At 69.7% G+C, this 14872-nt stretch carries 11 protein-coding genes; 6 read left to right on the top strand and 5 right to left on the bottom strand.

All coding sequences use genetic code 11. From position 1 onward, the window contains the following. The first annotated feature begins 76 nt into the window (after nucleotides 1-76). A complete protein-coding gene (locus E8A74_RS27720; RefSeq protein WP_170229419.1) occupies nucleotides 77-1453 on the top strand; it encodes a DUF2330 domain-containing protein in 1377 nt (458 codons plus the stop codon). A 225-nt stretch (nucleotides 1454-1678) separates the two neighbouring features. Further along, a complete protein-coding gene (gene panB, locus E8A74_RS27715) occupies nucleotides 1679-2614 on the top strand; it encodes a 3-methyl-2-oxobutanoate hydroxymethyltransferase (protein ID WP_136932088.1) in 936 nt (311 codons plus the stop codon). 48 nt (nucleotides 2615-2662) lie between these two features. Here the strand turns inward: panB and E8A74_RS54110 are convergent, their stop codons facing one another. From E8A74_RS54110 to E8A74_RS27700, 3 genes are read right to left on the bottom strand one after another with little or no spacing between them, the layout of a single operon-like run. Next, complete coding sequence (locus E8A74_RS54110) at nucleotides 2663-3673, bottom strand: hypothetical protein (protein ID WP_211365460.1); 1011 nt, start codon at nucleotides 3671-3673, stop codon at nucleotides 2663-2665. Between the two features lie 42 nt (nucleotides 3674-3715). Further along, entirely contained in the window at nucleotides 3716-5749 is a 2034-nt protein-coding gene (locus tag E8A74_RS27705; RefSeq protein WP_136932087.1) for a vWA domain-containing protein, read from the bottom strand. Then, nucleotides 5746-6681 carry a DUF58 domain-containing protein gene (locus E8A74_RS27700; RefSeq protein WP_136932086.1) on the bottom strand — a complete coding sequence of 312 codons (936 nt, stop codon included), beginning with the start codon at nucleotides 6679-6681 and terminating at the stop codon, nucleotides 5746-5748. Before E8A74_RS27700 ends, E8A74_RS27705 begins: the two co-directional genes overlap by 4 nt. Nucleotides 6682-6750: 69 nt before the next feature. On the opposite strand from E8A74_RS27700, the gene E8A74_RS27695 reads away from it, so the two are divergent. The 4 genes from E8A74_RS27695 (at nucleotide 6751) to E8A74_RS27680 (ending at nucleotide 11605) form a co-directional block, all read left to right on the top strand. Next, complete coding sequence (locus E8A74_RS27695) at nucleotides 6751-7650, top strand: histone deacetylase family protein (protein WP_136932085.1); 900 nt, start codon at nucleotides 6751-6753, stop codon at nucleotides 7648-7650. Next, nucleotides 7647-8027 carry a hypothetical protein gene (locus E8A74_RS27690; protein WP_136932084.1) on the top strand — a complete coding sequence of 127 codons (381 nt, stop codon included), beginning with the start codon at nucleotides 7647-7649 and terminating at the stop codon, nucleotides 8025-8027. The genes E8A74_RS27695 and E8A74_RS27690 overlap by 4 nt, the downstream gene beginning before the upstream one ends. Nucleotides 8028-8738: 711 nt before the next feature. Continuing rightward, the gene (locus tag E8A74_RS27685) at nucleotides 8739-9878 is read left to right on the top strand and encodes a serine/threonine-protein kinase (RefSeq protein WP_170229418.1); all 1140 of its coding nucleotides are present in this window, start codon (nucleotides 8739-8741) and stop codon (nucleotides 9876-9878) included. Nucleotides 9879-9886: 8 nt separating this feature from the next. Continuing rightward, the gene (locus E8A74_RS27680) at nucleotides 9887-11605 is read left to right on the top strand and encodes a sigma-54-dependent transcriptional regulator (RefSeq protein ID WP_136932082.1); all 1719 of its coding nucleotides are present in this window, start codon (nucleotides 9887-9889) and stop codon (nucleotides 11603-11605) included. Between the two features lie 34 nt (nucleotides 11606-11639). Here the strand turns inward: E8A74_RS27680 and E8A74_RS27675 are convergent, their stop codons facing one another. Both E8A74_RS27675 and E8A74_RS27670 read right to left on the bottom strand, forming a co-directional pair. Continuing rightward, nucleotides 11640-12272 carry a hypothetical protein gene (locus E8A74_RS27675; RefSeq protein ID WP_136932081.1) on the bottom strand — a complete coding sequence of 211 codons (633 nt, stop codon included), beginning with the start codon at nucleotides 12270-12272 and terminating at the stop codon, nucleotides 11640-11642. A gap of 59 nt (nucleotides 12273-12331) precedes the next feature. Next, nucleotides 12332-14584, bottom strand: a complete 2253-nt coding sequence (locus tag E8A74_RS27670) for a M4 family metallopeptidase (protein ID WP_170229417.1) — start codon at nucleotides 14582-14584, stop codon at nucleotides 12332-12334. Nucleotides 14585-14872 lie beyond the last annotated feature (288 nt).

Raw genomic sequence — 14872 nt, 5'->3', positions numbered from 1 at the left:
ACGCGCTTTCATGGGGTCGCGCGTGGCGAAGCATCCTCGCTCGGCGCTGCCGGGCACTTGCCTCCGGAGAACCGCGATGAAGCTCCTTCGCGCCCTCGCCTTGTCGTTGCCTTTCCTCGTCGTGCCCGCCCTTTACGCGACCGATTCGAATGCGTGCGGCGGGTGTTTCATCAGCCAGCAAGAGACCACGCAGGTCACGGGCCACCGCATGGTCCTTTCGATCTCGAACGATCGCACGACCCTTTGGGATCAAATTACCTACGCAGGTGATCCCTCCTCGTTCGCCTGGCTTTTGCCGATCAAGGGGCAGGTCGACGTCGGGCTCTCGTCCGACGCCGTCTTCAACGCGCTCGAACAGGGCACGCAGATCTCGGTCCTCTCGCCCTCGATCAACTGCCTCCCGTCGGACTGCGTGGGCGCGCCGAGCGCCGGCGGGGACGGCAACGGCGGCACCGGCGGCGCGTCCGGAGGCGTCGAGGTCATCGCCGAGGAGGTCGTGGGCCCGTACGCCACCGTGCAGCTCTCCTCGCAGGATCCGAATGCGCTCGCGAACTGGCTGCTCACGAACGGCTACAACATCCCGCCCGACATCAAGCCGATCGTCGACGCGTACGTGAACGAGGGCTTCGACTTCCTGGCCCTCAAGCTCGTGCCCGGCCAGGGCATCAACTCGATGCGCCCCGTGCGTATCACCTCGCTGGGCGCGGTCCCGGTCCTGCCGCTGCGTATGGTCGCCGCGGGCACGGGCGCGATCACGCCGATCACGTTGTGGGTCCTCGCCGAGGGCCGCTACGAGCCGACGAACTTCCCGAGCTTCCAGATCAAGGCCGCGGATCTCGTGTGGAACTGGGACACGCAGTCGAGCAACTACAAGGACATCAAGCAGCAGAGCTTCGACGCGTCGGGCGGCAAGGCGTGGCTCGTCGAGGCGGGCGAGCCACTGTCGAGGTACTGGCTCGAGGACAGCCTCAAGTACACGGCCGAGTTCGACCCGGAGAACAGCGGCTACGGCGGCGATCCGATGGGCCCGAGCGCGCTCGACGAGTGCATCGAGGATCTCGACGCGCTCTTCGGCTCGATCCCCGAGAACAGCCTGTGGGTGACCCGCATCCATGCCGAGCTCTCGCGGGCGGCGCTCGCGGCCGACCTCACGCTCGGCGCGTCGAACGACCAGTCGTATGTCGAGCGATGGCTCCAGGTCTCGAACGCCGTCGGCACCCCGCCCGCGTGCCCGCCGCCGCCGGACTGGTGCGTCGACCCGGGCACCGAGCCGGGCACCGATCCCGACCTGAACCCGTGGGACAACGGCTTCGGCGTGGGCAACGACGACCCGAACTTGGGCCAGAGCAGCGGGGGCTGCGCCGTCGGCGGCGCGGCGAGCATGCCCGCGGCGCTCGGGCTCCTCGGCGGAGCGATGCTGCTCTCGGTCGCGCGTCGCCGTCGCCGTCGTTAGTCCCAAGGGGGACGCCTCGCGTCCCCCTCTCGTCCGGGCAAAGCCCGGCCGATTCACCCCTAGAGGCGAGCTCGCTTCGCGACCTCGCGTGTTTTTCTCCGGCAGGTTTCCACCGCCGACTGCGCGATTTTTTCGCGGATCGCGCGTCTTGCCGTTTCGTTCGGGTCGCCCTAGCCTCCATTGCAGGCGTGGACCGCGACCCAGCGGCCGCGACCCGGAGGAAACATGTACGGTCCCAAAGGTCAGAGCAGCGGCGCTGGGCGCCCGCCTGCAGCCCCGAAAAAGGTCACCGTTCCGGACATCCGCGCGCGGAAGGCAAATGGGCCGCCGATCGCGATGGTGACGGCCTACGACTTCACGATGGCGCGCCTCCTCGACGAGGGCGGCGCGGACATGCTGCTCGTCGGTGATTCGCTCGGCATGGTCGTGCAAGGGCACCCGACGACGCTGCCCGTGACGGTCGAGGAGATCTGCTACCACGGCCGCGCGGTCGCGCGCGGGGCGCGGCGGGCGCACGTGGTCGGGGACATGCCGTTCATGAGCTTCCAGGTCTCGCCCATGCAGGCGCTGGAGAACGCGGGCCGGCTGATGAAGGACGGCGCGTTCGAAAGCGTGAAGCTCGAAGGCGGCGAGGAGATCGCCGAGCACGTGCGCCGTATCGTCGCGGCGGGCATCCCGGTGTGCGCGCACATCGGGCTCACGCCGCAGTCCGTGCACGCGATGGGCGGCTTCAAGGTGCAGGGCAAGGGCGAAGAGAACGCGGCGCGGCTCGTGCGCGACGCGCAGGCGCTCGACGAGGCCGGCGCGTATGCGATCGTGCTCGAAGCGATCCCGCCGGATCTCGCGGAGGAGATCACGGCGGCCGTGTCGGTCCCGACGATCGGCATCGGCGCGGGCGCGGGGTGTGATGGGCAGGTGCTCGTCTGTTACGACATGCTCGGCATGTACCCGGATCTGCGCCCGCGCTTCGCGAAGCGCTTCGCCGAGGTGGGCGAGCAGATCATGGCGGCGACGCGGGCGTACGTGGACGAGGTGCAAGCGCGCACGTTCCCCGGCGCCGAGCACAGCTTCAAGCCGAACGGCCCGCGCCGCATCACGCCGCCGGCCGAGCCTGCGGCGGCGGTGTTGGAGGAGATCCCTCCGCACTGGCAGACGCATTGAGGTTTCGCGGCGAGGGCGGGCCCGAGCGCCCGCCCCCCGCGTCCGGCATCAATTGCAGTTGATGCCGCAGACCAGGCCGACCTCGTCCACGCAGATCCCGTCCCAGTTTTGCTCGCAGCAATAAGGATCGGCCTTGCAGACGGCTGCGGCGCACGGGTTGCACGTCGGATCCAGCTTGGGGCCCGACTGGCAGATCGAGTGCGCGCAGTTGCAGCTCACGCCGCACTTCATCGTGGCTGCGGCCACGCAGGCCTCGTTCCAGCCCGTCGTGCAGCACGCCGGCTGATCCATGCACACCGACGTGATGCACGGATCCGCGCCGCAGAGCGTGTCCGCGAGGTAGGCGCAGGCTCCGTTCCACGGCGACCCCGAGTTCATGCCGCAGCAGTTCGGGTCCTGCATGCACACCTCGTCCACGCACGAGCCGCGGCACACCTCCGGATCGAGCGCCGCGCCCGTGCCGCAGACCGAGTGCGGACACTCCGCGCAGGGCCCGCAATCCTGGGGGCACGTCGTGCAGTCGTCGCCGGCGTTGCACACGCCATCGCCGCAGAAGCATTCGCCGCAGTCGTTCGGGCACGAGCCGCACGTCTCGCCGTTGCACTCGCCGTTGCCGCAACAGCCCGCGTTGCAGAGCTGATCGGCGAGCTGCACGCAGTTTTCGCCCCAGAAGTTCTCGCAACACCCGGCGCCGTTCTGCGACGCGCAGACCTGCGTGACGCAGGCATTGCAGCCTGCCACGAGCGGATTCCCGACCGTGCAGACGGCGTGCTGGCAGCTATCGCCGCCGCCGGACGAGGACGAGGAGGCGGACGAGGACGACGCAGACGACGACGACGCAGACGACGACGACGCGCTGGAGCTCGATGCGCTCGACGAGGAAGACGAAGCGCTCCCGGACGAGGACGACGCATTCATGCCGCCCATGCCGCCGCTTCCTCCGGCGCCGCCTTCACCACCCGCGCCGGGATGGCTCGGCGAGCCGAAGAGGTCCCTGCCGTCGGCGGTACACCCAGCCGCGGCGAGCGCGGCGATCGCGAGCAAGCATGTGAATCGCATAGCCTCACTCCTCCGAAGCAAGGAGCACGATGCTACCGCGGTTCAGGCCGACGTGGACGCGGAACCCTCGCGCTTTTGCCCCACCGCGCGCAGGAACAACTCCAGCACGACGAGGCCGAGCAGCCCGAGCGCCACGTAGGGCGACGCGTCAATCGAGGGCACGACCCCGCCGAGCTCCTCGGCGCGCGCCGCGTCGATCACGCGCCGCGGACGGAGATCGATCTCGCGCTCGGGCACCGTCGCGACCCGCACCGCGCGCTCGCCGTCGAGCCGCACCTCGTACCGGCCCTGGAGCGGCGCCACGGCGCGGCGGCGTCCGTCCTGCTCCACGACCGGGATCGGCCGCCGCGCCTCGCCCGTGCGCACCGGCAATCGCTCGATCGCCACGTCCTTGAACCCGTCGAACGTGAACGCGTCGCCGACGTCGATCTGCCGCGCCCCGCCCCGCGCCCGCGCCGTGCCCACGAACCGGTCGAGCAGCGCCAGGAAGGCCGGCCGGAGGACGAAGTCGCTCTCGTCCACGGTGAGCGGCAGGGACAGCGCGAAGACGGCGCCCCGGCCGAGCGAACGGCGCAAGAGCAGCGGCGCGCCGTCGTCCCAGCGCGCGAGCACGTCCGCGTTCGTCGCAGCGGCCGGGTCGAAGGACGCGCGCCCGTCGGGCGAGAGCTTCCCAAGGCCTTCCGCGCTCGGGCCGAAAAACACCGCGCTCGTGGCATCGGCGCCCGGGGACGGGCTCGGCCCCCAGCGCACCACGCCCGGCATGAGCGGGTCGAACCCCGCGCCGAGCGGGGCCGTCGCCGCGCGCGGCCCGAACGTCAAGAGCAGCACGCCCCCACGCTCGACCCACGCGGCGAGCGAACGCCGCCCTTCCGGCGTGAAGCCCGGCACGTCGTCCACGATGAGCCCCGCGAACGCGGCGAGCTCGTCCGCGTGGTCCGGCACGGCGGGCAGGGGACGCACCTCCGCGTCGAGGTGCATCGCCGCGAGCGCCTGCTCGATCGGCGGCGGCCCACCCGTCGCCACGTGCGTCGAGGCCACGTCCACCACGACCGCGATCGGCAGCGCTCCGCCGGCCGGCACGACCGGCGCCTCGTCGTCCTCCAGGATCGTGTCGCCTGGCGTGAGCCCGACCGTCAGCTCCTCTGGCGCGCCTTCCGGCACGTCGAGCGCGACCTCTTCGGCGCGGACCGCGGCCCCGAGCGGCGCCGACGCGAGCACCTTGCCCCCGGCGCGCAGCTCCACCGCTCGACCTGCCGAGGCCGAGACCCCCGCCGCGCCCTCGCCCGACGCCCGCGCGTCGGGGCTGCACACGATGCGCGCCCGCACCTTTCCCGCGCGTAGATCGGCACGTGTCACCGCGCAATCGCTCCCCGAGGCGACGAGCTCCGGCAGCGGCGCCCAAAGCGTCGTGTCCGAGCCGCCGCCGAGGGGCAGCGCGTTCGGCGCCCCGTCCGCGAGGTCGCTCAGCAGCACCACGCGCCGATCGGTGTGCGGCACGCTGCGCAGAAGCTCCCGCGCCAGGGAAAGCGCGCCTTCCAGATCGGTCGCGCGATCGGATGGCTCGATCCCGTCGAGCGCGCCCGTCACGGCCGCCATGTTCGTCGTCGACGCGAGCGCCACGCGCGCGGGCGCGCCCCCGAGGACCACGGCCACCGCGTCGCCGCTGCGCAGGCCTGTCGCGAGCTCGCGCGCCGACGCGAGGGCCCGCTCGAACTTCGTCCGCTTCCCCGGCGCGCCCGCCCCGCCTTCCAGCGGCGCGCGCATGCTCAGCGAGTCGTCGATCACGATCGCGAGCGCCACCGACGCTCCGTCCTTCCGAGCCAGCCCGAGCCGCGCGCACCGCACGAACGGCGTCGCGCCGAGCAGCGCGAGCAAGAGCACGCTGAGCGCCCGCACCGCGAAGAGCGAGCGATCCTCCAGCATGCTCCGCCGCCGGGCCATGGGCTTCGTCGGCGGCACGAGCTTCGCGGGCGGGAAGGGTTGCTCCTCGGCTTTCCTTCGCCGGAGCAGGTGCGCCGCGACCGGCGCGCCGACGAGCAGCGCCACGAGCAGCGCGGCGATCGTGGCGAAGCTCATGCGCGCGCCTCGGCCACGGCGCGCACCACCTCGCGCACCACGTCGGCGGGAGACTTGTCCGTCGTGGCCTCGACCCAGCGACCGCCCCGCGCGGACAACTCCTTCGACCAGCGCTCGGCGATCCCCGCGATCCGCTCGCGATACACGGCGCGTACCTCCTCGGCGTCCGTCTCCACGACCACGTCGCCCTCGCTCGCGCGGAGCCGCACGTGCCCGGAGAACCCGAGATCTGCCTCGTTGGGATCGAGCACCCGCAGCGCGACGAGCGAGCGCCCGCCGGCCCCGAGCGCCGTGAACGCCGAGAGCGCCCGCTCCGGCAGGTCCACGAAATCGCTCACCAGCACGATCACCGCGCCGCGCCGCGCGCGCCGCGCCACCGGGGCGAGGGCGCGCTCCATGGCCGCCTCGTCCGCGCTCGCGTCGCCTGCGGCCGCGGCCCCTTCGAGCGCCCCTGCGACCCGGTCGAACGCCTCGCGCCCGCTCGACGCGGGCAGCGGCATCGTCCCCCACCCGCCGATCCACGCGAGCCCCACGGGATCACCCGTCGACAGCGCCACGCGCGCCAGCGCCGCGGCCACGAGCGCCCCGTAGGCGAGCTTCGCGCCCGGGGCCCGGCTGCTCCGGTAGGCCATCGACGCCGTCGCGTCCACGCACAACCAGAGCGCGCGATCCGTCTCCGTCTCGAACTCGCGCACCATCATCCGGTCGTGCCGGAGCAGCGCGCGCCGGTCGAAGAACCGGAGATCGTCGCCGGGCACGTAAGGCCTATGCCCGCCGAACTCCACGCCGGGACCTTTGCGTACGCTCCGGTGCCCGCCGGCGTACACGCCCTCGGCCAGCGTCCGGGCCCGCAGGCGCAGCGGCGCGAGGCTCCCCCAGTCGATGGGGATCCCGTCCGTTCCGGAGCGCGGAGAGGGGCGAAGCTCGGCCATGAGGGGGACCGATGCATTACCCCAACGCGAAAGACCCGCCACGACAAAACTTGTGGCAAGGAGAGGACCGTGCGCGTGTTCTTCTGCGATCACGTGGAGGTCCCGCTTCCGCCTGGGCATCGTTTCCCGATGGCGAAGTACGCACGCCTGCGCGAGCGCTTGCTGGAGGCGCGCCTGCTCGATCCGACCGATCTCCTGCCCTCCACGCCTGCCTCGATCGCCGACCTCGCGCGTGTCCACGCGCCGCCCTACCTCGAAGGCCTGCTCTCGGGCACGCTCGATCCCCGCGTCCTGCGCGCCATTGGGTTTCCCTGGTCCGACGCCCTCGTGCGCCGGTCCCGCGCCAGCGTCTCGGGCACGATCTGCGCGGGCCGCGCCGCCCTGGAAGACGGCATTTCCGGAAACCTCGCCGGCGGCACGCACCACGCTTTCGCGGATCGCGGCGCTGGATTCTGTGTCTACAACGACATCGCCGTCGCCTGCCGCACCTTGCTCGACGCGGGCGACGTCCGCCGTGTGCTCGTCCTCGACCTCGACGTCCACCAGGGCGACGGCACGGCCTCCATTTTCGAGAACGACCCCCGCGTGTATACGGCCTCGATCCACGGCGAAAAGAACTTCCCTTTCCACAAGCAGCGGAGCGACCTCGACCTCGCGCTCCCGGACCAGACGGGCGACGACGAATACCTCGCCGCGCTGGAAACCTTTCTCGCCCGTGCCTTCGCCGAATCGAACCCTGATTTGGTCTTTTTCCAGGGCGGCGTGGATGCCCTCGCAGCGGACAAACTGGGCCGGCTCGGCATGACGGCGGCGGGCATGCGCCGGAGGGACGCGCGTGTCCTCGGTGAGGCGCGGCGGCGCGGCATTCCGATCGCGCTCACCCTGGGCGGCGGATATGCCGATCCCATCGACGCGACCCTCGACGCGCACGTCGGGACGTATACGGTCGCCCGCGAGGTCTTCGGATGACGCCCGGCCGCTCCACGCTGCTCCTCCTCGCGGCTTTGCTCCCGGCCTGCCGTGGCGGCGAATCGACCGACGCGGCGGCGCCGCCGCCCGAAACCCCGCCGTCCGCCGCGCCCACCGCTCCCATGCCGCGCCGCCCGACGACCCGCCATTACCTCGCGCGCACGGCGGAGCGATGCGAGGTGTATTCGGTCGACCGGGACGCCGTCTCCCCGGCGACGCGGACTCCATGCCCGCCGGATTTGCATGTCGGCGAGCGCATTCGTGTCATGGGGAAATCGTGCATGCGGGAGGGGAGCACGGAGCGGAGGCAGCCGGTGGTGTGTCCGGGGGCGCTGCTCTCGTCGGCGCGGCCGCCGACGGTGGATGGCGGGGGCTGAGCGAGTTCGAATCGTCGAAACGGTCTCGTTTCGCGCGTCCGTCCCCTGTTTCACCGCGGAACTGCCTTTGCTTATCGCTTCGGCCCTGCGCGGGGTCGTGTCACCCGCGCCCCGGCCACCCGATCGGCCCTCTGTTTCGTGCGAAACCATCACCCGTTCACGGCGCCACCCCATTGTTCCGCGCCAGGACTGCCTCGGGCTCGACATGCCGGGCGTTGTTGTGGGGCGAAACCGTCCTGGGCCGCGTCGTCGGCCCATCCTTGTTTTGCGAAACTGCGCCGGGGTGCTCTGGGGGCCCCTTGTTGTTCCCTCCGGAAACAACGAGCGCCCGCGCGCCGATCCTGTTCTGCCGCGGAACGATCCCTGGCCCGGTGCGCGCCTCCTTGTTCGGTAGCCGAACAGGCCCCGTCTCCGGAGGACCGAGCCAGTTGGGGATGCTTCGAATGAGGTGGCTCGGCGCGGCTTGGCTGTATCGCGGAGATGCGAGCGCTTTCCCGGCTCGCCGGGGATGTTCTTGGGGCTCGGGCGTGGGAGGGGGCGCATGAAACGGCTTGTCATCGGGGTGCTGCTCGTGGCGGTCGCTCTGCCTGCGCCTGGGTGCACGGAGGACAAATGCGGCGTGCTCGCGCTCGTGGCCCTGGCGCCCGAGGCGGAGGCGCTCGTCGCGACAGCCCTTGTCCGGCGCGGGCGATGGCGCGTACCCTTCGGGCCTTGGCGACCAGGGTTCAGGGGAACATCGGCGAGAAATACGCGCTGTCGGCCGTCCTCGGGGAAGGGACGACGGGCACGGTCTACGCCGCGAAGAACCTGCGAACCGGCCGGCGCGTCGCGATCAAGTCGCTGCGGGTCGGGAGCATCCTCGATCCGGGGAATCCCGAGCTCCTGCGTTTCGAGCAGGAGGCGCGCATCGCGGGCTCGCTCGAGTCGGAGCACATCGCCCAGGTCCTCGACATCGAGCGTGATCCGGCCACGGACATCCCGTTCCTCGTGATGGAGCTGCTCCGCGGGGAGGACCTGCAATCCCTCCTCGATCGGGTCGGTCCCTTGCCGGTCGACGTGGCGCTGCGGATCGCGGCGCAGGCGTGCGCGGGGCTCGCGGCGGCGCATGCGGCGGGCGTGGTGCATCGGGACGTCAAGCCCGGCAATGTCTTCCTCGCCCGGCGCGAGGGCGGCGAGATCGTGGTCAAGATCCTCGATTTTGGTCTCGCCAAGATACGGCGCCTCCCGCCGGACGGGTCGACGAGCGCTGCGTCTTCGGCCCTCTCGGCGCCGCAGCAATCGATGACCGAGACGGGGCAGCTCCTCGGCTCGCCGCTTTACATGTCGCCCGAGCAGCTCGACGGCGCGAAGGGCGTCGACGCCCGCAGCGACCTGTTTTCGCTGGCGGTGACGCTGTTCGCGATGCTCGCCGGAAAACCGCCGCACGTGGACGTCAAATCATTTCCTTTGCTCCTCAGCCATATCGCGTCGAAGCCGATGCCCAAGGTCCGCGAGGTCGCGGCGGAGGTCGGTCCCGAGGTGGAGGCGCTCCTCGAACGGGCGTCGCGGCTCGAACGGGAAGAGCGCTTTGGAAGCGCGACGGCGATGCTCGAAGCGATGACGCCCCTCTTGCCGGGAGGCACGGCGCTGCGGGAGGACATGCTCGTCGGACGAGGGGACGCGCCCCGCGAGGTCGTAAAGACCCACGTGGAGAGCGATCCACGCGTCATGACCGAGCGCGCGGCGGCCGAGGAACGCGCGCCGGCGAAGACGGCGGACGCGTCGCGCCCCCGGCGATGGCTTGTGAGGAGCGGGGTCGCCGTTTTCGTGGTGATGGCCGTCGCGGCGGCCTTGGTGATTCTCGGACGCTGAGAAGGCGCATGAACCAACGGCACATCTTGGCGTTCATCGATCGGCTCCGGAAGGCGAGGACCTTCGAGGACGCCGCGCTCACCATGCTGCGCGAGATGCTCGACGCGGCGCAGGCGGCGCTCGCGGAGAGCGGCTTTTCCGGCCGAGGCCGCGTCCTCCGCGGCATGGCCCATTGGCGGCCCAGTGACGGGTATCGGCGCTTGGTCCTCCTCGACGATACCCAGCGCAGCGGGGAGCCGGCGATCCATCATCTGCCCTCCGCGAGCGCATGGCGCTGGGTCGTCACGCGCGAAGGTCCCATTGCGATCGATGTGCCGCTCGGCCGCGTCTGGACGTGGCAAAACGACGCCGCGAAGGTGCTGAAGGAGGGCGGATTCTCTGGTCAGGACAGCGTCCTTCGGCTGACGAGCCGCGACACGAGCCACCTCTACGCGATTCCGCTGCGCGCCTTGCACGGCGCCGTCGAGGGAATGGCCACGGTCGAGGCGGGCTGCCCGCGGGCCGTCGGCGAGGATTTCATCTTCCCCGCCCTTCAAGAATCGCTGGAGCTCCTCGCCGAGCTCGCGGCGCCTTACCTCGCGACCCTCCCGCCCCGGCCTGCGGCGGCCGGCGTGACCGACGACCTCTTGCCCGTCCTTGGCCAGAGCATGGCGGGCTTGATCGACATGCTCCGTGTCTTCGCGCTGCAGGAGGAGACCCTGCTCATCGGCGGCCCCACGGGTGCTGGCAAATCGCGCCTCGCGCGCTGGTGCCACGCGCGATCGGTCCGGCGCGGGGCCCCTTTCGAGGTGCTCGACCTCATCGCCGTGCCCGAGGAGTTGCAAATGGCGGAGCTCTTCGGCTGGAAAAAGGGCGCATTCACGGGCGCCGTGCGTGACACGCCCGGATGCATCACGCGCGCCTTCAAGGGGACCCTGTTCATCGACGAGATCGACAAGCTCTCGCTGAAGGCGCAGGCTGGTTTGCTCCAGCTCCTCGAATCGCGCACGTATCGCCCGATCGGGGACGGGGCGCGTGAGCAGCAGGCGAACGTGCGTTTCATCGTGGGGAGCAACGTCGATCTGTACGATCAGGTCAAGGCCGGCCGGTTCCGGGAGGATCTTTACTATCGGATCAACGTGCTCCCGGTGAAGCTGCCCCCGCTCGACGAGCGCCGGGACGAAATTGGGGAATGGGCGCGGTTCATGGCATTGCGGCGCCATCGAGAATCGGTCCCGGGCGGGGAGGCGCGGATCGCGGCCGGCGTGGAGCGGCTCCTCGTCGAGCACACGTGGCCGGGCAATTTGCGGCAGCTCGACAACGTGGTCCGCCGGGCGTATGCGCTCGCGCTCATGACGCACGGTGATGCAGGACCGGAGATCTTGCTGGAGGAGAAGCATTTCGCGCGCGCGTTGAGCTACGAGCGGGGGAGCGAGCGAAGGTCGACGCTGGACGACGTGCGCGCCGCGGCCGTCGCGGTGGTGGAGGAGGCCGAGCGGCAGCAGGGAAAGGGCCTCGTGCTCGACCTGGAGCTCTGCGACGCATTCCGCGGCATCGTGCTCGGCACGGCGGTGGAGCGGCTCGGGAGCAAGGACGCGGCGTTCCGGCTTTTTGGGAAGGGCGCGCAGGTGCAGGCGCGCAATCACCACAAGATGTTGCGGCGCGAGGTGGAGAAGGTGGAGGCGCTTTGCAAGGCGCTCGGGGAGGAGGGGGCGCTTTTCGGGACGATGGGGGAGGAAGAGGGGTGAATCGCCCCCCGCATGGGCGCTCCGCAGCAAAGACTTACGGGCAGCTCGTCAACGTCTGCACTCCATCCTGGTTACGCAAGCAGATCAGACGCCCCGTGTAGGGATCGTTGAAGCACGACGCCACGTACGCCACGGCAATGGCGAGCTCCGCGGTGTATGCGGTGGCGCTCGCGGGGGTCGGGTTGAGCAAGCTCCCCGGGAGCGTACAGACGCCGGCGCCCGACTGCCAGAAACCATAACGGGTGCCGGAGCCGAGCGGGTTGCCATAGCCGTCGTAGGTGATGACCTTCACGTAGCTGTGTTCGCAATCCGTCTGGTTGCCGGGCAAGCTGACGCTGGCGTCGTGGTCCCATTTCGCCTTCACGGTGCATCCGACGGTGGGGAGGTTCTGGTGCACCACCCGGAACGCGTCGGTGCAGACCGTGTCGCCGTAATGCGGGGCCCCCGAGTGTTGCCATGCATAGATGGGCGTTGGCCAGCTATTGGTCAACGTCACGTCGGGGCTTGCCGTGTCCGTGCCGCACGCCGTCTCCCCGAAGGCGCTTTCCGCCTCGTCCACGAGTTCGTCGTTCGGATCGTCGGCATTGCCAACGCACCCGAATGCAGGCACGCAGAAAGCGAGGAAGCAGAGCGCGAGAAACGAAGAATGGGAACGGTGCAGTTTCATGGTCTTTGATCTCTCCGGTTCGTGCCCGAATCCACGGTCGACACTGCGGCAGATGGTGCTCACAGGATGTCGACGTAGAGCTGGTAAAAATTGAACTGGGTGCCGCTGGTCGTGTAGTACTTCACCCGGATGAAGTACGTGTGAGGCAAACCGTCGTTCGGGGCGGTGCCCGTGGCCTGGTCCCACGACGTCCCGGCGAGGGCGGAGGAGTCGACCGTCGTGCCCCAGTCATCGATGATGTCGAGGTCGTCGTCGTTATAGGGGGCCAGGGTGACGCGAAGCGTTTTTCCCGCCGGCACGCTGATCGTGAAATAATCGTTCGGGTCTGACGAGTCGACGATGCCCGACACCATCGTGCGCTTCGACAGCGGCCCGACGACCGGCGCTCCCGCGGGCAGCGTGCCGGCCGCCACGGCGTCCGCCGCGAGCTGGCTGTTGTTCGGCTCCGACTCCGACATCGAAACCGCCGAGCCGGGATAGTTGGATGCCACGGCGCCGACGTTGATCGCCGCGAAGGCATTCGCGACGGCCTTGTGCTCGGTCGACCCGGCACCGAACAGCTCGGACGCGGCGGACATGCAATGCGTGCGCGCCTGGGCATAGTCGGTGTCGCTGTCGAATTTGTTGAGCAGCGCGCGGATCCAGATGTGAGCGCTCTTGTCGATGTCGATGCCCTGCATGCCCCACGGCGTGTGGACCGAGAACATCGGCGAGATCGGATCGCTCACCGAGGTCTGGGACATGAAATAAAACGCGTGGTCCATGGGGAGCGCGCGGGCGTGCTCGTCCTCGAGGTCTTCGAGGCCCGTGGTCCAGTAACGGATGTTGTTCGCGGTCCTGAAATTCCGGTTGCTGGCGCTCTGGCTGTAGCTCGGGCCGGGGCTCGTGGGGATCGACGAGAGCCCGAGGAACTGACCGTTGCCGAGATCGTAGGCCTCGGCGATCTCGCCGATGATGTCGGAGTTCGCCTCGTTGAGCCCCTCGCCCTCGCTGTTGTCGCCGAGATCGGCCGAGAAGTCGTTGAGCCCGTGGCCGAACTCGTGGGCCACCGTATCGAGGGAGGTGAAGGCGGAGCGGGCGCTCGGTCCGCCGTCGCCGATGGCGATGTTGCCGCTCAGGTAATAGTATTTCGCATTGTTCCAGTCCGTGTCCGAGTGGACGAATGCGTTGCCCTCGTAAAACGCGTCATCGTACCCCTGGCGGCCCCAGACGAGATCAAACATGTCCCAGGTGAGCTGCATGCCGAAGAGGCCGTCGGCGATTGCCGTCTGGCGGTTCGCCGTCGTCGCGGTGGCATCCCCCATGAACGCCTGGAAATCCCCCCAGATGTTATCAGCGACATCCGCATTGGCGCCGCACGTCTTGCAGGTGTCCTCGTCCCAGACGCCGAAGTTGCGGAACGTGTCGAGCGGCTCGAACCGGGTCCCGCCGCCCGCCGAATATTGCCGTGTATCGATCGACACCTGGAAGACGTTGAGCGGGCCGTCATTGTTGAACGTCCTGCCGATGCCCTCGATCGGACGCGAGAGTGCCTTTTTGTGCACGACCTCGCCCGTTTGCGCGTCGACGAGGTATCGGTACGTGGAGAGCGGCTCCCCCCGGCCCCGATCGAGGGTATCCACTTGATAGACGAGCCTCGTGTCGACGACCCGGCGCTCGACGTCGAGTGCGTTCAGGTCCTTTTCGTCCCCTCGCAGCGGCGCGCTGGTCGCGCGCACGAACCGCTTCGAAATCGGCCAGATCACGAGCTCCACGCGCGGCTGCATCAGCGGCTCGCCCGTGCGCTCGGGCTGCGCCTCGACCGCCCTCCGGGCCTGTTCCTCGCGGAGGCGAGGGGTCGTATCGACCGAGATCCGGGTGCGCAGCCCCGTGACGATCTCCTCGCGAATCGCGCCGTCCTTGTCGGTGCGCAAAATGGGGGTGCTGGAGAGCACCCGGATCCCCTTGTAAAAATGGTCGAGACGCGCGTGCCTCTCGCCGGCCTCGTCGAGGTTGACGTTTCGCACGGCGAAGGTGTGGTCACGGTCGAGGCCGTATTGCCCCGCGCCCTCCGTAAAGCGGGCGACGGCAGGGGCGAGCACGGGATCGAATGCGGCGCGCGCCTTTGCCTCGTCGCGGCTGCGCACCGCCTCCGAAATCGTGTCGACGAGAAGAGAGCCGCTGGCGAGCTCCGTCGAGAGCACCTGTTCGCGCGCCGTGAGCGCCGCGCCCGGGGTCGAGCCCGTCTCCTCCTCGCCGGGCTCGATGTCCGCGCATCCGGCGGAGAGTGCAACGCCTGCAAACAAAAATGGCAAAATCGTCCTGTTGATCATGGAGCACTGTCTCCTCGGGCGGTATTGCGGCATCGCCAGCTCGGGCGATACGCAGGGCCCTTCGCATTCGCTGCGACCGGCATACACCTGGTCGTCGCCGCGACGCCAAGACCACGACGTCGCGTGCCTACCCCCCATTGCAGCACGCGTGCCATGGTGGCGGCGCCTGGGGTTTGTTCGGGGGGATGGGGAGGAGGAGGGCGGAGGCCCGTGTCCGCGGGGATGGGGCCCGTACGTGAGGTACGCAGCCGCGTACCTCAGGGACGCGATGCGGAAACGCGCGTCTCT

Source organism: Polyangium fumosum (assembly GCF_005144585.1).
Lineage (GTDB): Bacteria > Myxococcota_A > Polyangia > Polyangiales > Polyangiaceae > Polyangium > Polyangium fumosum.
This window is presented reverse-complemented; position numbering and strand designations above follow the sequence as displayed.